Source organism: Mesorhizobium sp. RIZ17, from assembly GCF_051127865.1.
GTDB lineage: Bacteria > Pseudomonadota > Alphaproteobacteria > Rhizobiales > Rhizobiaceae > Mesorhizobium > Mesorhizobium humile.
The window spans coordinates 2,153,152-2,171,195 of sequence record NZ_CP147861.1 but is presented as its reverse complement, the minus strand read 5'-3'; the positions used below and the strand labels follow the sequence as shown (position 1 = coordinate 2,171,195).

At 64.5% G+C, this 18,044-nt stretch carries 16 protein-coding genes; 7 read left to right on the top strand and 9 right to left on the bottom strand.

All coding sequences use genetic code 11. The annotated features are described in order from the left end of the window. Window positions 1-177 precede the first annotated feature (177 nt). On the top strand, window positions 178-1,566 hold the full coding sequence (locus WDX12_RS10750; RefSeq protein WP_434724846.1) for a sodium:proton antiporter: 1,389 nt from the start codon (window positions 178-180) through the stop codon (window positions 1,564-1,566). A gap of 58 nt (window positions 1,567-1,624) precedes the next feature. Continuing rightward, window positions 1,625-2,587: an ornithine cyclodeaminase family protein gene (locus WDX12_RS10745; protein WP_434724845.1), complete on the top strand. Its 963-nt coding sequence runs from the start codon at window positions 1,625-1,627 to the stop codon at window positions 2,585-2,587. Window positions 2,588-2,685: 98 nt separating this feature from the next. Here the strand turns inward: WDX12_RS10745 and WDX12_RS10740 are convergent, their stop codons facing one another. From WDX12_RS10740 to gcvA, 8 genes are all read right to left on the bottom strand, one after another. Then, the gene (locus tag WDX12_RS10740) at window positions 2,686-3,414 is read right to left on the bottom strand and encodes an ABC transporter ATP-binding protein (protein ID WP_434724844.1); all 729 of its coding nucleotides are present in this window, start codon (window positions 3,412-3,414) and stop codon (window positions 2,686-2,688) included. Next, window positions 3,407-4,135 (bottom strand): ABC transporter ATP-binding protein, encoded by a 729-nt coding sequence (locus tag WDX12_RS10735; protein WP_434724843.1) that lies wholly within the window; start codon window positions 4,133-4,135, stop codon window positions 3,407-3,409. The genes WDX12_RS10740 and WDX12_RS10735 overlap by 8 nt, the downstream gene beginning before the upstream one ends. Next, window positions 4,132-5,094, bottom strand: coding sequence for a branched-chain amino acid ABC transporter permease (locus WDX12_RS10730; protein WP_434724842.1), 963 nt, complete (start codon window positions 5,092-5,094; stop codon window positions 4,132-4,134). Before WDX12_RS10730 ends, WDX12_RS10735 begins: the two co-directional genes overlap by 4 nt. Beyond that, window positions 5,091-5,972, bottom strand: coding sequence for a branched-chain amino acid ABC transporter permease (locus WDX12_RS10725; protein ID WP_434724841.1), 882 nt, complete (start codon window positions 5,970-5,972; stop codon window positions 5,091-5,093). The genes WDX12_RS10730 and WDX12_RS10725 overlap by 4 nt, the downstream gene beginning before the upstream one ends. 214 nt (window positions 5,973-6,186) lie before the next feature. After that, window positions 6,187-7,491: an ABC transporter substrate-binding protein gene (locus WDX12_RS10720; RefSeq protein ID WP_434724840.1), complete on the bottom strand. Its 1,305-nt coding sequence runs from the start codon at window positions 7,489-7,491 to the stop codon at window positions 6,187-6,189. 154 nt (window positions 7,492-7,645) lie between these two features. After that, on the bottom strand, window positions 7,646-9,085 hold the full coding sequence (locus WDX12_RS10715) for a hypothetical protein (RefSeq protein WP_434724839.1): 1,440 nt from the start codon (window positions 9,083-9,085) through the stop codon (window positions 7,646-7,648). Window positions 9,086-9,295: 210 nt separating this feature from the next. Further along, the gene (gene pncB, locus WDX12_RS10710; RefSeq protein ID WP_434724838.1) at window positions 9,296-10,600 is read right to left on the bottom strand and encodes a nicotinate phosphoribosyltransferase; all 1,305 of its coding nucleotides are present in this window, start codon (window positions 10,598-10,600) and stop codon (window positions 9,296-9,298) included. Between the two features lie 199 nt (window positions 10,601-10,799). Continuing rightward, entirely contained in the window at window positions 10,800-11,774 is a 975-nt protein-coding gene (gene gcvA, locus WDX12_RS10705) for a transcriptional regulator GcvA (RefSeq protein ID WP_320294090.1), read from the bottom strand. A 218-nt stretch (window positions 11,775-11,992) separates the two neighbouring features. Here gcvA and speB point away from each other — a divergent pair, with 218 nt between their 5' ends. The 5 genes from speB (at window position 11,993) to WDX12_RS10680 (ending at window position 16,374) form a co-directional block, all read left to right on the top strand. After that, window positions 11,993-13,048 carry an agmatinase gene (speB, locus tag WDX12_RS10700; protein ID WP_320294089.1) on the top strand — a complete coding sequence of 352 codons (1,056 nt, stop codon included), beginning with the start codon at window positions 11,993-11,995 and terminating at the stop codon, window positions 13,046-13,048. Between the two features lie 162 nt (window positions 13,049-13,210). Continuing rightward, complete coding sequence (locus tag WDX12_RS10695; RefSeq protein WP_320294088.1) at window positions 13,211-14,020, top strand: transporter substrate-binding domain-containing protein; 810 nt, start codon at window positions 13,211-13,213, stop codon at window positions 14,018-14,020. Between the two features lie 67 nt (window positions 14,021-14,087). Beyond that, the gene (locus WDX12_RS10690) at window positions 14,088-14,756 is read left to right on the top strand and encodes an amino acid ABC transporter permease (RefSeq protein WP_434724837.1); all 669 of its coding nucleotides are present in this window, start codon (window positions 14,088-14,090) and stop codon (window positions 14,754-14,756) included. Further along, a complete protein-coding gene (locus tag WDX12_RS10685) occupies window positions 14,753-15,397 on the top strand; it encodes an amino acid ABC transporter permease (RefSeq protein WP_434724836.1) in 645 nt (214 codons plus the stop codon). The genes WDX12_RS10690 and WDX12_RS10685 overlap by 4 nt, the downstream gene beginning before the upstream one ends. 116 nt (window positions 15,398-15,513) lie before the next feature. Beyond that, a complete protein-coding gene (locus WDX12_RS10680; RefSeq protein ID WP_320294085.1) occupies window positions 15,514-16,374 on the top strand; it encodes a dienelactone hydrolase family protein in 861 nt (286 codons plus the stop codon). 21 nt (window positions 16,375-16,395) lie between these two features. Here the strand turns inward: WDX12_RS10680 and WDX12_RS10675 are convergent, their stop codons facing one another. Next, window positions 16,396-17,799 carry an MATE family efflux transporter gene (locus WDX12_RS10675; RefSeq protein WP_434724835.1) on the bottom strand — a complete coding sequence of 468 codons (1,404 nt, stop codon included), beginning with the start codon at window positions 17,797-17,799 and terminating at the stop codon, window positions 16,396-16,398. Window positions 17,800-18,044: the final 245 nt, after the last annotated feature.

Here is an 18,044-nt window from a genome sequence, read left to right as displayed (position 1 = left end):
CGGTGTCGCCGAAGGCGACGGATGAGGGGGGCTCCAGATGCCACCAGCGTCTCACTCCGCTGGAGCACCCCTCATCCGTCTCGGCGCTATCGCGCCGATCCACCTTCTCCCACAAGGGGAGAAGGGAAGGCCCACGGGGGCCGGATTAGCCGGTTTCTTCCGTTCGCCGCGCTCGCCATGGCGCTGCTATCTCCAGCACAAGCGGCGGCCTCCGAGCTCCACGAGCTGCCCGGCGCCGCGATGTCGCTGTGGTGGGCACTTCCCTTCGCCGGCCTGCTCTTGTCGATCGCGACCGGGCCACTGCTCTTTCATCATGTCTGGGAACATCACTACGGCAAGATCGCCGCCGCCTGGGCCGCTCTGGTGGTCGTGCCGCTGGCGGTCGCCTTCGGCCTTGCTTCGGCAGGCGAAGCGGTGCTGCACACGCTGCTCACCGAATATCTGTCCTTCATTATCCTGTTGTTCGCGCTCTACACGATCTCGGGCGGCATCCTGCTTGCCGGCAACATCCACGGCACGCCGCTCACCAATGCCGGCCTGCTGCTGATCGGCGCGCTCCTTGCCTCGGTCATCGGCACGACCGGCGCCTCGATGATCCTGATCCGGCCGATGCTGCGCGCCAATGACAACCGACCGTTCAACGCGCATGTGGTGATCTTCTTCATCTTCCTGGTCTCCAACATCGGCGGCTCGCTGACCCCGCTCGGCGACCCGCCCTTGTTCGTCGGCTTCCTGCGCGGCGTCGACTTCTTCTGGACGACCGCGAGCCTGTGGCGCGAGACGCTGTTCACCGGCGGACTGGTGCTCATCGTCTTCCTGGCGCTCGATATCGTGCTGCACCGCCGTGAGGGCGGCATGCCGAAGATCAAGGATCCGACGCCTGATTCGAAAGTGCGCCTGCGCGGCCTGGCCAACCTGCCCCTGCTCGCCGGCGTCATCGGCGCGATCCTGCTTTCGGCGAGCTGGAAGCCGGGCATCGGCATCCCGATCCTCGGCGTCAGCCTCGAGCTGCAGAACCTGGTGCGCGACGCCATCATCCTGGCGCTGGCCTTCCTGTCGCTAAAAGTCTCGTACAAGAGCCATCGCGAAGCGAATGGCTTCACCTGGGGGCCGATCGCCGAGGTGGCGAAACTCTTTGCCGGCATTTTCGTCTGCATCGTGCCGGTCATCGCCATCCTGCGCGCCGGCCACGACGGTGCGCTGGCGCCGCTGGTGTCGCTGGTCACCTCCGCCGACGGCCAGCCGAACAACCTCGCCTATTTCTGGCTGACCGGGGCATTGTCATCCTTCCTCGACAACGCGCCGACCTATCTGGTGTTCTTCGAGCTTGCCGGCGGCGATGCCAGGCACCTGATGACGGAGGCCGCCTCGACGCTGGCCGCAATCTCGGCCGGCGCGGTGTTCATGGGCGCCAACACCTATATCGGCAACGCGCCCAACTTCATGGTCTTTGCCATCGCCAGGCACCGCGGCTTCAAGATGCCGGGCTTCTTCGGCTATATGATGTGGTCCGGCCTGGTGCTGATCCCGACGTTCTTGATTGCCGGGTTCTTGTTTTTCAGGTGAGCTGGGAAACCATCGCCGGGGAGTGCTTATCCAAGGCAAGCCATTCGTGGGGGCGATAATGACCATTCAAGCTGAAAGCCTGCCCTATCTGTCAGCCGGGTTCCTGGACCGCCTGGCGATTTCGACCGCCGATGTGGTCGACGAAATCGAGCGGCAGATCAGCGGTCAAAGGCGAGGCGAGGTATGGTGCGCGCCGAAGGCGGTGGTGCGGCCAGGCGACGACCGCTACATCATGGCCACACTCGGTGTCGCGACCGAGCCCCGGGTGCTGGCGACCAAATCGCTGGTGGTCAACCCTCGCAATGCCGAGCGCGGACTTGCAACCCTTAACTCGATCGTCACCCTTCTCGACGCCGAGACGGGGCTGCCGCTTGCCGTGGTCGACGGCAATTGGGTGACGGAGAAGCGCACGGCCGGCCTGAGCGCCGTGGCGGCACGGCGACTGGCCCGGGCCGGCTCGACAAGCGTCGCGTTCATCGGATGCGGCGTTCAGGCGCGCGGCCATCTCGAGGTCCTGGCCGACCTTTTCCCTTTGCAGGAGATCAGGGCCTTCAGTCGGGGCAAAGCCAGCCGCGACGCATTCTGTCGTATGGCTGAGATGCGCGGCCTTACCGCGACGTCCTGCGATACCGCCAAGGCGGCGGTCGAAGCAGCAGACATCGTGGTGACGACGGTCACCCTGGTGCCTGAGCCCGCTCCATTTTTGGATGCGCGCTGGCTGAAGGCCGGCGTTTTTGTGACCATGACCGATCTGGCCCTGCCCTGGCTGCCGGAAAGCATGGCTGCCTTCGATCGCATCGTCATAGACGACCTGGCGCAAGAGGCGCAGATGAGCAAACCGATGGTGAAGCCCGAACTCATTGTGGGCGACCTGACAGGTTTGGTTGGAGGCGATGTGCCGGGTCGCCAGAGTGCAGCTGAGCGAACCGCTTTCGCGTTCCGCGGCATCGCGGTAGGCGATCTCGCAATCGCCGGCCTTGCATTTCTGCGCGCGAAATCGGTCGGCGCGCTGGGCGCCTAGAGCGGTTCAGCATTTCACAGAATCGCCGAACCGCTCTATCTCATTGTTTTTACGCAATTCCGGACGGAAAACCGTTTCACACTTTTCCTGGAACTGCTCTAGCCCACGCCGACATAGCGGCGCACGGCTGACGGGTCTGCCCGCAAAGCCTCGACATCGACCGTCTCGCGGTTGCGGCCGTTCTCGATGAAGCAAACCCGATCGGCGACCGAGAGCACCGCGTCGACGCGCTGCTCGACCAGGATGGTCGAGACGCCTAGATCGCGCAGCTTCGCCACCGTCTCGCGGATCTTGGCGATCATCGACGGCATCAGCCCTTCGGTCGGCTCGTCGAGCAAGAGCACCTGCGGCTCGAGGCAGAGCGCCCGGGCCATCGCCAGCATCTGCTGCTCGCCGCCCGAGAGCGTGCCGGAACGCTGCCTCAGCCGCTCCATGAGCAGCGGGAAGAGATCGAGCACGCTCTCGCGGGTCTGCTTGCCCTTGCCACGCGCCATCAGGCCGATCTCGATGTTTTCCGCCACCGTCATCTCGGCGAACAGCCGCCTGCCCTGCGGCACATAGGCGACGCCGGCCTTCGGCACCTCATGCGCGGCGAGCCCGGTCAGCTCCTTGCCGTCCAGCCTGATCGAGCCGGCAGCCGCCGGCACCAGACCCATGATCGCCTTCAACGTCGTCGTCTTGCCGGCTCCGTTGCGACCGAACAGGCACAGCACCTCGCCCTTGTTCAGGGCCAGGTCGAGGCCGTAGAGCACCTGCACCTCGCCATAGAAGCAGTCGAGCCCGGAAATGGTGAGCAATCCGCCATCGGCTCTAACGGACTCAGCCATGGGTCGCTCCGAGATAGGCGTCCTGGACTTGGCGGTCGGCGCGGATCTGCTCCGGCGTGCCTTCGGCGAGGATCTTTCCCGAATTGAAGACGGTGATGCGGCCGGCAAGCTGCATGACCACCGGCATGTTGTGCTCGATCAGGAGCACCGTTGCGCCCTTGGCGATCTCGCGCACCAGCGTGATGAAATTGTCGATCTCGCTGTCGGCAAGGCCTTGCGTCGGCTCGTCGAGGATCAGCAGGCGCGGCTTCAGCGCCAAGCCCATCGCGACTTCGAGCAGGCGCTGGTGGCCATAGGAAAGCTGCCCCGCCGGCGTGCCGGCGCGGTCGGCAAGGCCGGTGCGTTCGAGCGCCGCCATCACGCCGGTCCTGACCTGCCCCTTCGTGCGGCCGTCCGTCAGCGTGCGCTGCACCGGCAGCGCGACATTGTCGAAGGCGGTGAGGTTGGCGAAGACGCTGGTGATCTGGAAAGTATAGGCGACGCCGAGGCGAACCCGCTTGTAAGCCGGCATCGTCGTGATGTCGGCGCCGTCGAAGACGATTGCGCCCGACGACGGCCGGATGCGGCCCGAGAGCAGGCTGACGAAGGTGGTCTTGCCGGCGCCGTTCGGGCCGATGATGGCGCGGATTTCGCCCGGCATCAGCGTGAAGTCGACGCCGTCGACCGCGCGCAGGCCGCCGAACTGGCGCGACAGGCCTTTGGTGGTGAGCAGCGGCATCATGGCAGCCACCCCAGCCAGCGCTCACGAATGCTGCCCATGATGCCCTTCGGGGCAAACAGGACGAGCAGGATGAGCGCCACGCCGACGATCAGGAGATAGGCGGAAGTGAATCCGCTGGTGATGTCGGTGACGTAATACATGAACAGCGTGCCGATCAGCGGCCCGAGCGTGGACGCGGCACCGCCGAGCAGCACCCAGAGCAGCGGCAGGATGGAATACTGCACCGAGGCGAAGCTCGATCCGACATAGCCGAACAGCAAGGCATAGGCCGCGCCCGAGGCCGCGCAGATGGCGCCGGAGGCCACGACCGCCGCGAGCTTGTTGGCGACTGTGTCGTAGCCAAGCATTTTTGTCCGTTCCTCATTCTCGCGGATGGCGACCAGCACACGGCCGAAGCGGGAGCGGACGATGGCTAAGGTGATGAGAAGCACGACAGAGAACAGCGCCAGCGCGCTCATGTAGCGCACGGTCGAATTCGTCAGGTCGAGGGAGGCGCCGCCGATCGAAATCACTCGTGACGCCTGCTGGATGACCAGGCCCTGGTCGCCGCCAGTCCAGGCGGCGAAATAGAGGATGAGCAGAAAGAAGACCTGCGCGAACATCATGGTGACGATCATGAACGCCACGCCTGAGGTGCGCAGCGCCAGCACGCCGACGGCCAGAGCGAGCAGCGCGCCGCAGGCGACCCCTGCGACGAAGGCTTCCGGCACACCCCAGCCGAGGTGATAGACGGTCAAGCCCGCGCCATAGAGGCCGGCCGAGAAGAACATGGCGTGGCCGAGGCTGAGCAGGCCGACATAGCCGAAGAGCAGATTGTAGCCCATGGCAAAGACCGCCAGCGCCATGATGCGGGCGAACAGGCCCTGGTGGTAGTCCGGCAGGACGAAGTTCAGCGCGAAGAGAAGCGCGATGACGCCGATATGCAGCGCGTAGGTCTTTGCCGGCGAAGCATCCTTCATCTGGACGTGGTCCCGAACAGGCCTTGCGGCCGGAACACCAGCACCATGGCTACCACCAGCGTGGCGATGATCTTGGCCAGGGTCGGCGAGAAGAACATCGAGATGATGCCGTCGGAAAGGCCGATCAGGATGGCGGCGACCACCGTGCCGCGCAGGGAGCCGAGGCCGCCGATGATGACGACGATGAAGGACAAAAGCAGCGGGTCCTGCCCCATCAGGTAATGTGCCTGGCTGATCGGCACGATCAGCACCGCGGCGATCGCCGCCAGCATGGCGCCGATGGCGAAGACGCCGGCATAAACGCGCTCGACCGGAATGCCGAAGGCCTGCGCCGTCTCGCGGTCATATTGCGTGGCGCGCATGATCAGGCCGATCTTCGTGCGCGTCAGCACCAGCCAGGTGATGACGAGCAGAATGGCGGAAGCGGCAACCACTGACAGCTTGTAGCCGGAATAGCCGAACCACGGCAAAAGGATGCGGTAGCTGAAGGGCGGCTCCACCGGGCGCGCTTCCGGGCCGTAGAAGGTCAGCGCCAGCTGCTGGATGATGTAGAGCATGCCGATGGTGGCAACGATGGTGCTCTCGGGGTTGTAGTTGAGCCGGCGCAGCACCAGCCATTCGGCGATCAGCGCGACCAGCCCGACGAGCAAGGGCGCGATCACAAGTGCTGCCACGAAACCGATCGCCGGATGGCCCGCGATTGCCGTCGAGACTGCCCAGGCCAGCACCGCGCCCAGCATGAAGAACTCGCCATGGGCGACGTTGACGACGCGCATGACGCCGAACACCAGCGACAGGCCGAGCGCCGTCAGCGCCAATACGGCGGAGGTGACGAGGCCTTCGAGGGCGGCGAGGAGGAGATGGGGTCCGAAGTGCATGGACTATACGCCAACGGAGGCGCGAGACCCCCCTCTCTGCCCTGCCGGGCATCTCCCCCTCAAGGGGGGAGATTGGCTGTCCCTACCGCTTTCGCCAATCGCAAAGGCCGACAGATGGCCGCCTTCGCATGAGCTGCTGATCTCCCCCCTTGAGGGGGAGATGCCCGGCAGGACAGAGAGGGGGGCCTGGGCGCGCACGCTGGTTGGAATGACCCTACAGCGCCTGCGTGGTGTAATCCCCTTCCGGCTCGTAGAGGCCGTCCTCGATCTTGGTCTTGTGCACGACCTTGAGCTTGCCGCCTTCGACCTTGGAGATGTTCTGGATGCCGAAGCACTGGTGGATCTTGCCGTTGAAGGTCTTCGGTCCCTGCGGATGTTCCGGCCCTTCGGCGAATTCCTTCAGCGCCTCGGTCGCCTCGACCAGCTTGGCGCGGTCCTCCGGTCCCTTGTAGCCGGCATCTTCCATCGCCTTCTTGACGACGTAGAGCGTCTCCCAGCAGCCGAACATATGCGAGGCGGTGGAAACGTCCTTGGCATCGCCGACGGCAGCACCATTGTCATCGATGCCGACGGCGGCGCGATAGGCTTTCTGCGCGGCGGAATCATCCGGCTGCGCATAGCGCGGCGAGCCTTCCCAGAAATGGCTGCCGTCGAGGAATTCGAGGCCGGGGCTGTTGATGTCGGTGGCCTCCAGCGAATCCATGAAGCCGAAGAGCTGCGGCCGTTGCGAACCGTAGAATTCGCCGAGTTCCTTGACGAAGGTGAGCACGGCTGGGCCGACCATGACGTGGTAGATCACCTCGGTCTCGGCCGGGATCTGCGGGAAGTACTTCGTGAAGGAACTCTCCGTCGGCGGGATGGCGATCTGGGCGATCACCTCGGCGCCTTGCGCCTTCAGCGCCGGCGGCAGGTAGTCGCGGTGATCGTAGCCGAAGGCGAAGTCGGGGAAGATCTGCGTCACCTTCTTGCCGGCGTTCGTCGCGATCCACGGGGCCATCGACTGGATCTGGCTTTTCACGTCGGTGATGCCGGGCTGGAAGACGTAGCGGTTGAGCTTGGTGGAGGCGACGTGGTGGCCCTCGCTGACCACGAAATAGGGGATCTTGTTCTCGCCGGCGGCGGGCGCCGAGCCTATCACGACATGCGAGAACAAAGTGCCGAAGACGATGTCGGTCTTGTGCTGCTTGGCGAATTTCGCGACCACCTCGGCGCCGCGCGCCGGATCGGTGCCGTCATCCTCGATCACCAGCTCGACCTGGCGGCCGCTGATGCCGCCGGCATCGTTGATCGCCTTGACGGCGGCGGCGCTCGTCTTCTCATACCAGCGGCCATAGGCGGCGCCGATGCCGGTGCGGTGTGACTGGAAGCCGATCTTGATCGGCGCCGAGCTCTGCGCCTGGCTGTAGCGGACGAAGCCCGGCGCCAGCGCGAGACCGGCACCGGCGGCCATGCCCTTCAGCGCCGTGCGGCGCGACAGCGTCGTCTTGGAGAGGTCGAAAAATCCGTTCTTGTCAGCCATGTCCGTTCCCCTGTTTTTCAGTCTTGACCAGCGATAAGGCGGCTAAACCATCCCCTTCCGAAGGATGGAAAAATTGCATGTGTACAAACTAAATCACCAAAGCCGCGACGTGGCAAGCGAGCTTACCTGACGGCACCGGAGGCGCGCCCTTGTCTCATCCGGCGGTCGGCGTGGCAAGCAACCAAAGGCCTAATATCGTGTAGGCGATCATCAACAGGGTGAGAGGGAGCTGGCTGAGCGCCGCGCGCGACGGCTGCTTGTGCAGACGCCAGGCGAGGCCGTGCGCGACGAGCACGGCCAGCACATGGCCGGCGATGATGACACCCGCCTGGACATTCCACAGCCACCAGGCGGATTCGGCGCCGGCAACGACGCCGGCCTCGACCATCCTGTTGGCCGTGCCGAACAGGTTCCAGCCAAGCGCGAACGGGTCGGACAGCGCGACCAGGGCGTACTGGCCGTCGACCAGCAGCACGGTGAGGTAATGCGCGATGTGGTAGGCAAGCGCGATCGGCACGATCGACCAGACCAGCAGGCCGGCGGCTTTTCCGAACGACTGCGCATCACCGGCGAGGCGCTGGCCGAGAAATACGGCCAACGCGAACACCACCGCGAGCAGGATGAAGGTCAGGACGAGGCCGAAGCTGCCGATGCCGATCAGCGCGGTGCGGCCGGGAAACTCCAGCGGGTTGATGCCGAAGAGACCCAGCCAGAAGAAGGTCTTCGACAGGCCGTCGAAGGATACCGAGGATAGCGCCAGGAGGAGAAAGGCCGTGCCGCTTGGCGGCAGCGGCTCGGCTGCCAGCAGCTTGGCGCCGGGCCAGCCGAGCGAGAGGCGGCCTTCGTGACGCTCAAAGGGCGCAAAGCGGGCGACCATGGCGAAGAAGACAGTCAGGAATTCGCCACGTTTGCTCCAATCGTCGTAGCCGACGACGAGCATGGCGATGTAGCTGGCCAGCCAATAGATGCCGGCAGCGTATGCCAGCCGCGCGGGATCGTCGGGGGCGGGATCGATCAGCTCGAACCAGGCGAAGGCGAAGAACAGCACGAAGGTCGGCCAGAAGCCGAGCCCGTTGGGCAGGCGCGACGGCTGTGTTTCATCGCCGTGTCGGCCGAAGAGCCGGCTTACGACGCGCCACGGTCCATACCACGGGTTGAGCCACGCCCAGAGGTCGCCGAAGATGCCTTGCAGCAGGGTGAAGCCGGCCCAAAGCAGCGTCCAGACCATCAGCGGCAGCGGGTTGGAGAGCGGATCACGGCTGCCGAGGACGCCGGCGGCGACGAGCAGCGCGAAGCCGGCAAAGGAAAGCAGGCTGATGAGGGTGCGCGGAGCGTCGCCGAAGGTGGACAGCGGCAGGCGCCGGCGCCAGAAATTGTCGAGGGTGGCGGGCGGCAGCAGCGCCAGGACGAGGAAGCTGACGGCGACCGCCAGCGCGCCGCCGACGAGGTAGTAGCCGGTCGGGAGAAGCAGGACGTGGCCGCGGTCCGAGGCGTGGGCGAAGGCGGGGGTGGGGAGGAGGGCGAGGGCTGCTAGAGGGAGGGCTAACCTGTGGCGACGGCGTTCTACGGCCCCCCTCTCTGTCCTGCCGGACATCTCCCCCTCAAGGGGGGAGATTGGCGGTTTCGGCGCCGGCTCCCCGTTTTCAACGTTGGCAATTGGCGAAAGCGGAGGCGGCAAGATAATCTCCCCCCTTGAGGGGGAGATGTCCGGCAGGACAGAGAGGGGGGCGAAGGAACTCGACCTATCCAGCCACGCAGCATTGCTCGACGATGCGGGATACGCACAGGTCACAGGGAAAGACCCTCACACCTTCACCAATTGCTCCACCCGACCCTTCTCGCCAAATATCCTCAGATACCGCTTGATCTCCTTCGTATCCCCCGTTGCTTTGGCGGGGTTGTCCGACAGCTTCACCGCCGGCCGGCCATTGGCCTCGGTGACCTTGCAGACCAGCGAAATCGCATCGAGGCTGTCGGTCTCGGTCGGCGCGCAGCCTTCGAAATCGTTGGTGAGGTTGGTGCCCCAGCCGAAGGACATGCGCACCTTGCCGCGGAAATGCCTATAGGTCTCCTCGATGGTCTCGACCTCCAGCCCGTCGGAGAAGATGAGCAGCTTCTGCTTGGGGTCCTTGCCCTTCTTGCGCCACCAGTCGATGATTTTTTCGCCGCCCTCGATCGGCGGGGCGCTGTCGGGGCGGAAGCCGGTCCAGTCGGCGACCCAGTCGGGGGCGTCGCGCAGGAAGGAATCCGTGCCGAAGGCGTCAGGCAGCACGATCAGGAGATTGCCGCCATAATAGCGCTGCCAGTCCTGCAGCACCTTGTAGGGCGCTTCGCGCAGTTCCGCCTCGGAATTGGCAAGGGCTGCAAAGACCATCGGCAGTTCATGCGCGTTGGTGCCCAAGGCTTCGAGGTCGTTGTCCATGGCCAGAAGCACGTTGGAGGTGCCTGTGAAGGCATCGCCGATGCCTTCCTTCAGCGCCTCGACGCACCAGCGCTGCCACAGGAACGAATGGCGGCGGCGGGTACCGAAATCGGAGATGCGGATGCCGGGCAGCGCCTTCAGTCGCTCGGTCTTGGCCCACATCTTGGCCTTGGCGCGGGCATAGAGCACGTCGAGCGCGAACGGCCCATAAGAGCGCATGGCGGCGCGGGAGCGCAGTTCGTTGATGATGGCCAAAGCAGGGATCTCCCAGAGCGTGGTGTACATCCACGGACCCGGGAAGGAGAGCTCGTACTGGCCGTCGCGCCTGGTGAGCTCATAATTGGGCAGCCTGAAACCTTCCAGCCATGCTAGGAATTCCGGCTCGAAGATCTGCTTGCGGCCATAGAAATTGTTGCCGCCCAGCCAGATCATCTCCTTCTTGGAGAAGCGCAACGTGCGGGCATGGTCGAGTTGCTCGCGCAACTCTCCCTCGTCGATCTCGTCGGCGAGGCGCACCGAGGTGGTGCGGTTGATCAGCGTGAAGGTGGCGTCGACCTTGGGGTACATGCCCCAGATCATCTGCAGCATAAGAAGCTTGTAAAAGTCGGTGTCCAGCAGGCTGCGGACGATCGGGTCCAGCTTCCAGGTGTGGTTGTAGACGCGCCGCGCTATATCGGTCTTTGCCATTCTTCCTCACCCATAAGGCACGACGCACGGAAACGCAGGCGCCACGCTTCAAGTCCTCGTTCGAGCAATCCCGGATGGAAGACCCTCGCGCGGTTTTCCTGGAATTGCCTCAGCCAACTGCCTCTTAGCACTGTATTTTCGAACGCGCTTGTCGCTTTGCAAGCTGGCCCGACAAAAAGCAGCGATGCAAGTCCAGCCTTCAAGAGGCCGTTCTGGCCCCTATCACCTTTAGCGCCGGGCGTTTTCTCCGGCTGGGCACGCGGCCGGCCACCGGGGCGTCGGCGCGGCCCTCGTCCTGCTCCTTCTCGGCGAACAGCCAGTCGATGAACAGCTGGACGATCGGCGTCGAGCGCATTTCGTTGCGGCAGACGACGTAGAAATCGTCGACCGCCGGCACCGACAATGTAAAGGGCGCGACGAGCATGCCCCTGGCCAGCAAGGCGCGCGCGGTGACGGAATCGCCGAGCGCCACGCCATGGCCGTGCACGGCGGCCTCGGTCGCCATGCGCGCATCGCCCAGATGATGGCGGCGGCCGCGCTCCAGATCGAGCGCGTCGGCGGCGGCGAGCCAGGTGTGCCACTCACGGCCGTCGTCGCCGTGCAGGAAGACGTGGTCGGCAAGGTCGCGGACGCTGCGGATCGGCCGGTTGTTGATCAGCGTCGGGCTGACCACGGGAAAAAGTTCCAGCCCGGACCATTTGCGTATCCAGCAGTCGCTCCAGCTGCCGTCGCCATAATGCACGCAGACATCGATATCCGGCGCACGGATGTCGCGGGCGTCGTTGGACGGGATCAGCGTCAGCTGGATATCCGGATATTGCGCGGTAAAGGAGCCGAGGCGCGGCGTCATCCAGAGCAGCAACAGCGCCGGCACGCAGGATACCGACAACGCGCCGGCGCTTGCCGGCCGCGTCATGCGCTGGGTCGCGGCGGCGATGCCGTCGAAGGCAGCCGAGACCGCCGGCAGGAACTCGGCGCCATGCGGCGTCAGCTTCACGCGCTGACCGGTACGCTCGAAGAGTTTCACGCCAAGCGATTGCTCGAGCGCCTTGATCTGGTGGCTGACGGCGCCATGCGTGACATTCAGCTCGCCCGCAGCCTTGGTCAGCGAGGCGTGCCGCGCCGCGGCCTCGAAGGCGCGCAACGGGTTCAGCGGCGGCAGGCGCTTGGCCATGAAGGGCTCCTACTTTGTGAGATTTTCTCACAGAAAAGACCCTAACAATATCAATTGATTTTTCAATGCGGCTGCCCGACACTTTTGCCCGGAACAGCTTCAAGAGACGTGAAATCCGCAGCGCAGCCGGCGGGCAACGATCCAGCCGGACACCAGGCTGGCTTGGCAAATCGTCCATGCGGACAGCGCTGCAAGCAGGCAAGAAGAGGAGACCGGACATGGGTTACGATCGCGGCAAGCTCGAAGCGTTGCGCCGCAAATATGGCGAGAGCCATGGCGGCGAGATGTTCGACCCGAAATTCCGCAAGGTCGCCGACAAGATCTTCAACAAATCGGGCACGAGGCTGGCGCCCTATTCCGGCATCCCGACCTTCCTCGCCGCACCCTACCGCGAAATCGCCGCCGAGAACCCGGATTTCGGCGACCTGCAGGTGGCGATGATCGGCGTGCCGATGGATCTCGGCGTCACCAATCGTCCCGGCTCGCGCTTTGGACCGCGCGCGCTGCGCGCCATCGAGCGCATCGGGCCCTACAACCATGTGCTGGAATGCGCGCCGACGCATGAGCTGCGGGTCGCCGACATCGGCGACACGCCGTTCCGCAGCCGCTACCGGCTGGAGATCAGCCATGAGGACATCGAAAAGCGCACCAACCAGATCGTCGATGCCGGCGTGCTGCCGCTCTCGGTCGGCGGCGATCACTCGATCAGCCATCCGATCCTGAAGGCGGTCGGCAGACAAGCTCCCGTCGGCATGATCCATATCGATGCCCATTGCGACACCAGCGGGCTGTTCGACATGACCAAGTTCCACCATGGCGGACCGTTCCGCAACGCCGTGCTGGACGGCGTGCTCGATCCCTCGCGCACCATCCAGATCGGTATCCGCGGCTCGGCCGAATATCTGTGGGAGTTCACCTACGAGTCCGGCATGACGGTCGTGCATGCCGAGGAGGTGACCGGGCTCGGTATTCCCGCCATCATCGAGAAAGCGCGCAAGATCGTCGGCGACGGCCCGACCTATATCTCCTTCGACGTCGACAGCATCGATCCGGCCTTCGCGCCCGGCACCGGCACGCCGGAAGTCGGCGGGCTGACGACGCGCGAGGTGCTCGAGCTGCTGCGTGGCCTGAAAGGCCTCAACATCGTCGGCGGCGACGTCGTCGAGGTGGCGCCGCAATATGACTCGACCACCAACACCGCCCATGTCGGCGCCCAGGTCCTGTTCGAGATCCTGAGCCTGATGGTGTTCAGCCCGGCAATCAAGAAGGACTGAGACTGGCATTTCTTTATTTTCACGCAATTCCGAACGGAAGCTATGGCGAAGTCGCCAAGCCTAAACCGGGTCTCACTTTTCCTGGAATTGCTCTACCAACACGGCCGCCGCGCTGGAGCCGGCGGCCGGATGCAACAACAAGCTTCCAGCAGGGGAATAACAATGACTCTTCATGCAAAGTTCAAATCATCCATTGCCGCTGCGATGATGCTCGCCACGGCAGGGTTTGGTCTCGCCACCCAAGCAGCAAAAGCCGACGCCGTCGACGACATCACCAAGGCCGGCGCCATCAATGTCGGCATCTTCTCCGACTTCCCGCCCTTCTCCTCGGCCAGCGCCGACATGAGCATCAAGGGCTATGACATCGACGTCGCGCAGGCGATCGCCGATGCCTTGAAGGTGAAGCTCAACCTGGTCAGCGTCACCGGACAGAACCGCATCCCTTATCTCACAGACAAGCGTGTCGATATATTGATGAGCGTCGGCTACTCCAAGGAACGCGAGCAGGTGATCGATTTCGCCGCCGCCTACGCGCCCTACTATATCGCCGTCATCGGCCCGGCCGCGCTTGCCGTCAAAGGCAAGGAAGACCTTGCCGACAAGTCGATCGCCGTCAATCGCGGCACGCTGGAGGATACCTCGCTCACGCAGGCAGCGCCCGCCTCGGCCGACATCCGCCGCTTCGACAACTACAACTCCGTCATCCAGGCCTTCATCTCCGGCCAGACCCAGTTGATGGTGGTCGGCAACGATGTCGGCGCCCAGGTGCTGGCCAAGCAGGACGCGCTGAAGCCGGAGCAGAAATTCCAGCTGCTCACCTCGCCCTCGCATATCGGCCTCAACAAGAACGAGGATAGGCTGAAGAAGGCGGTGAACGACGCCGTCGCCAAGATGCTGGCCGACGGCAAGCTCGACGAGAGCTCGAAGGCCTGGCTGAAGACGCCGCTCAATCCCGACAACCTCAAGGATTGATCTCTTGAGCGGTTCGGCTCGCACAAAGCGCTGAACCGCTCCGACTGTTCCAACAAGGTCAATCGCGATGGGCTACAGCCTGGACTTCGGCTGGCTTGCGGATGCCGTGGGCGCGATCACGCGCGGCGCGGCGACGACGGTTTTGCTGATCGCCGTCACTACGCTGGTGGGAACCGTTCTCAGCATCCTGGGCGCTGCCGGCAAAAGAAACGGCCCCAAGCCGCTTCAACTGGCGATCGCCACATATGTCGAGGTGATGCGCAACACGCCGTTCCTGGTGCAGCTTTTCTTCATCTTCTTCGGCCTGCCCAGCCTCGGCGTCCGGCTCGATCCGATCCTGGCCGCGATGCTGGCGATGACGCTCAACATGGCGGCCTATACGATCGAGATCGTCGGCGCCGGGCTCGACGCCGTGCCGCGCGGCCAGACGGAAGCCGCACTGGCGCTCGGCCTCAGGCCCCGGCAAGTGTTCATCAAGATCGTGCTGCCGCAGGCGCTGAAAGTCATCTATCCGGCGCTGACCAGCCAGATCGTCATCATGATGCTGGAATCGGCCGTGGTGTCGCAGATCGCGGTGCGCGAGCTGACCTATGAGGCCGACATGCTGCAGGCGCGCACTTTTCGCGCCTTCGAGACCTATCTCGTCGTGACCATGGTCTATCTCGGCCTGTCGATGGGGCTGCGCCGGCTGCTGGTTGCCGGCGGACGCCGGGCGCTGGGGGCAGGTGTATCATGATCGAATTCACCTTCTGGGACATCGTCCGCAACCTTTTGCTCGCCGCGCGCTGGACGGTGCTGTTGTCGCTCGCCGCTTTCATCGGCGGCGCGCTGGTCGGGCTGGTGGTGCTGTTCTTCCGCATCGCCAAGAACAAATGGGTGAAGCGGATCGCCTCGGGCTACATCGCGCTGTTCCAAGGCACGCCGCTGTTGATGCAGCTCTTTTTGATGTTCTTCGGCCTGCCGATGCTGGGGCTGCGCATCGAGCCATGGACGGCGGCGGCGCTGGGCTTGACCTTCTTCGCCAGCGCCTATCTGGCCGAGATCTGGCGCAGCGGCGTCGACGCGCTGCCGCGCGGCCAATGGGACGCCGGCGCCAGCCTCGGGTTGCATTATCTGCAGGAGCTCAGGCTGATCATCCTGCCGCAGGCCTTCGCGATCACCCGCGCGCCGACCGTCGGCTTCCTGGTGCAGCTCATCAAATCGACGGCGCTGACCTCGATCATCGGCTTCGAGGAGCTGGTCAGGACCTCCAACGCCATCAACAACGCGACCTTCGAGCCGTTCAAGGTCTACGGGCTGGTGGCGCTGATCTTCTTCGCCCTGTGCTTCCCGCTGACGCAATATGCGCGGCGGCTCGAGCGTGCGGCCGCCCGCTAGACCTAGGCAATGCTCGCCAGTGCGCGGGCCATTCGCCACGCAACTGTGATTTGCAGTCCGGCCGCGATGCATCTCACTCTGAGCCTCACCGACCGCTTTCGGGGGAGCATCCGGCGATGTGGACGAAACATCTGGTCGCGCTTGCGGGCCTGTTAGCCCTTTGGACTGCACAGCCGGCCACGGCCGCCGAACCGACACCGGAAAGCGTCAGCATCCCGGCCGACGGCGAGAACCAGCCGGCGAAGCTGGACGCGATGCTGTTCAAGCCGCAGGGACAGGGGCCATTTCCGGCGATCGTCGCCATGCATGGCTGCAGCGGGCTGTGGAGCAGCAAGAACATAGGACTCAGTCCGCGCCATGCCGATTGGGGCAAACGGCTCTCCGCCCTCGGTTACGTCGTGCTCTTTCCCGACAGCTACGGCTCGCGCGACCTCGGCCCGCAATGCAAAAACGACGACCGGCGGGTCGAACCTTTTCGCGAACGCGTGGAAGATGCGAACGCCGCCCGCCGCTATCTGCAGACGCTGCCTTATGTAAAACCCGACGCGATCGCCCTGCTCGGCTGGTCGAATGGCGGCTCCAGCGTGCTCTATACGGTCCGTCCCAAGGACAGGCCCAAGGCTGGCTCGCCGGATTTTCGCGCGGCGGTCGCCTTCTATCCGGGCTGCACCGCCATGGCCGACAAGGGCGATTGGGCGACACGCGTGCCGCTGCTCATCGTGATGGGCGAGGCGGACGACTGGACGCCGGCCGCGCCGTGCAAGCAACTGGCGGACGCCAATCCCGACAAGGTGAAACTCATCCTCTATCCAGGCGCCTATCATGACTTCGACAATGAGGCGCAGAAGCTGCACGAGCTGCATGGCCTGGCCTACACGGCCAATGACAACGGCATTGCCCATGCCGGCCTAAATCCGGCCGCCCGCGCGGCCGCGCTCAAGGACGTGCCGGAATTTCTCGCCGTATTGAAGCAGTAGGCAGCGTGAACCGTCGCCGCTTCAATGCCCGAAGGAGAGCGCCGGCGTGATGCGGTCGCGCCTGAGCCAGCGCGCCAGCAGCAATGCCGCCACCACCGCCAGCCCCGAGGCCAGGCCGATCCATATGCCGACGCCGTTCAGGCCGAAATGGAAGGCGAGCGCCACGCCGAGCGGCAGGCCGACGCCCCAATAGCCGATCGCCGCATAGATCATCGGCACCTTGGTGTCGTGCAAGCCGCGCAGCATGCCGGCCGCAACCGCCTGGGCGCCGTCGAAAATCTGGAACAGCGCCGCGAACATAAGGAACGACACGGCAAGCGTGATCACCCTGGCATTGGCCGGATCGGTGAGATCGATGAAGGCGCTGATCAGCGCATGCGGCCACAGGACCATCACCAGGCCCATCAGCGCCATGAAGGAGACGCCGATGACGAAGGCTGTCCAGCCGGCGCGCGAAACGCCTTCCGGGTTGCCGGCGCCATGCGCCAGGCCGACCCGGACCGTGACCGCCTGGTTGAGCCCGAGCGGCACCATGAAGGAGATCGAGGCGATCTGGATGGCGATCGCGTGGGCTGCCAGCGAATCCGCATCGATCAGGCCCATGAGCAAAGCCGCCGCGTTGAAGATCGTCACCTCGAAGGCGAGGATGCCGGCGATCGGCATGCCGAGCCTGAGCAGGCCGCGAAAACGCGGCCAGTCGGAACGCCAGAAGCGGCCGAACAGATGGTAGCGGCGGAACTTCTTCTCCTTGATCACCACCGCCGCCATGCCGACGAACATCAGCGTGCTGGACAAAGTGGTGGCGAGGCCGGAGCCGGCGATGCCCATCGACTTGACGCCGAGATTGCCGAACATGAACACCCAGTTGAAGACGGCGTTGCAGGCGACCGCGACGAAAACGATGATCAGCGCCCAGCCCGGCCGCTCCAACGCCGAGATGAAGGAGCGCAGCACGATATAGAAATAGAAGGGCAGCACCGCCCATTGCAGCCAGTGCAGGTAGATGCCGGCTTCCCGCGCGAGCTCCGGCTTCTGGCCCATGGCCAAAAGCACCTCTTCGCCATGCCAGAGGACGAGCCAGATCGGGATCGAGATCAGGATCGCCAGCCATAGGCCCTGGCGCACGGTGCGGCGCAGGTCGCGCACGGAATGCCGGCGGCGGCCGAGCTCGGTCGCCATCATCGGCGAGGTCGCCAGCATCAGGCCGAGGCCGAAGATCAGCGGCATGAAATAGAGGTTGGCGCCGAGCGCGCCGCTGGCCAGCGTATCAGGCCCCAGGCGGCCCATCATCATGACGTCGGTCGCGGTCATGGCAGTCTGGCCGAGATTGGTCAGCACCATCGGCCAGGCGAGCGCGATCGTCGCCCTGATTTCCTGACGCCAAAGATTTTCCGGCGCGCGAGCGCCGGCTTCGATCGCAGACATTGTTCCGCTCTTTCAGAACACGGCGCGTCGGCCAAAGGGCCGGAAGCCGTACAACAACGGCGCAAAATGGCGCCATTTGCGTCGCCTTGTGAACGAAATGCGACATGTTGGCAAGGGAGGAGGTCCGGCTAGCGATTGATCCAGCCGGAGCCGGGGAATCCCCGACGCCTCTTTCATTTGCCGGCCGCAGGCTGCTACGGATGCCCTTGGCATGCGCAGCCGGCGCACCGTGCCGGGAGGAAATG

Excerpts from the sequence above, each read along its gene's own strand:
- WDX12_RS10750 (WP_434724846.1), top strand. The coding sequence starts at position 178 with ATGGCGCTGCTATCTCCAGCACAAGCGGCGGCCTCCGAGCTCCACGAG.
- WDX12_RS10745 (WP_434724845.1), top strand. The coding sequence starts at position 1,625 with ATGACCATTCAAGCTGAAAGCCTGCCCTATCTGTCAGCCGGGTTCCTG.
- WDX12_RS10740 (WP_434724844.1), bottom strand. The coding sequence starts at position 3,414 with ATGGCTGAGTCCGTTAGAGCCGATGGCGGATTGCTCACCATTTCCGGG.
- WDX12_RS10735 (WP_434724843.1), bottom strand. The coding sequence starts at position 4,135 with ATGATGCCGCTGCTCACCACCAAAGGCCTGTCGCGCCAGTTCGGCGGC.
- WDX12_RS10730 (WP_434724842.1), bottom strand. The coding sequence starts at position 5,094 with ATGAAGGATGCTTCGCCGGCAAAGACCTACGCGCTGCATATCGGCGTC.
- WDX12_RS10725 (WP_434724841.1), bottom strand. The coding sequence starts at position 5,972 with ATGCACTTCGGACCCCATCTCCTCCTCGCCGCCCTCGAAGGCCTCGTC.
- WDX12_RS10720 (WP_434724840.1), bottom strand. The coding sequence starts at position 7,491 with ATGGCTGACAAGAACGGATTTTTCGACCTCTCCAAGACGACGCTGTCG.
- WDX12_RS10715 (WP_434724839.1), bottom strand. The coding sequence starts at position 9,085 with ATGTCCGGCAGGACAGAGAGGGGGGCCGTAGAACGCCGTCGCCACAGG.
- pncB (WP_434724838.1), bottom strand. The coding sequence starts at position 10,600 with ATGGCAAAGACCGATATAGCGCGGCGCGTCTACAACCACACCTGGAAG.
- gcvA (WP_320294090.1), bottom strand. The coding sequence starts at position 11,774 with ATGGCCAAGCGCCTGCCGCCGCTGAACCCGTTGCGCGCCTTCGAGGCC.
- speB (WP_320294089.1), top strand. The coding sequence starts at position 11,993 with ATGGGTTACGATCGCGGCAAGCTCGAAGCGTTGCGCCGCAAATATGGC.
- WDX12_RS10695 (WP_320294088.1), top strand. The coding sequence starts at position 13,211 with ATGACTCTTCATGCAAAGTTCAAATCATCCATTGCCGCTGCGATGATG.
- WDX12_RS10690 (WP_434724837.1), top strand. The coding sequence starts at position 14,088 with ATGGGCTACAGCCTGGACTTCGGCTGGCTTGCGGATGCCGTGGGCGCG.
- WDX12_RS10685 (WP_434724836.1), top strand. The coding sequence starts at position 14,753 with ATGATCGAATTCACCTTCTGGGACATCGTCCGCAACCTTTTGCTCGCC.
- WDX12_RS10680 (WP_320294085.1), top strand. The coding sequence starts at position 15,514 with ATGTGGACGAAACATCTGGTCGCGCTTGCGGGCCTGTTAGCCCTTTGG.
- WDX12_RS10675 (WP_434724835.1), bottom strand. The coding sequence starts at position 17,799 with ATGTCTGCGATCGAAGCCGGCGCTCGCGCGCCGGAAAATCTTTGGCGT.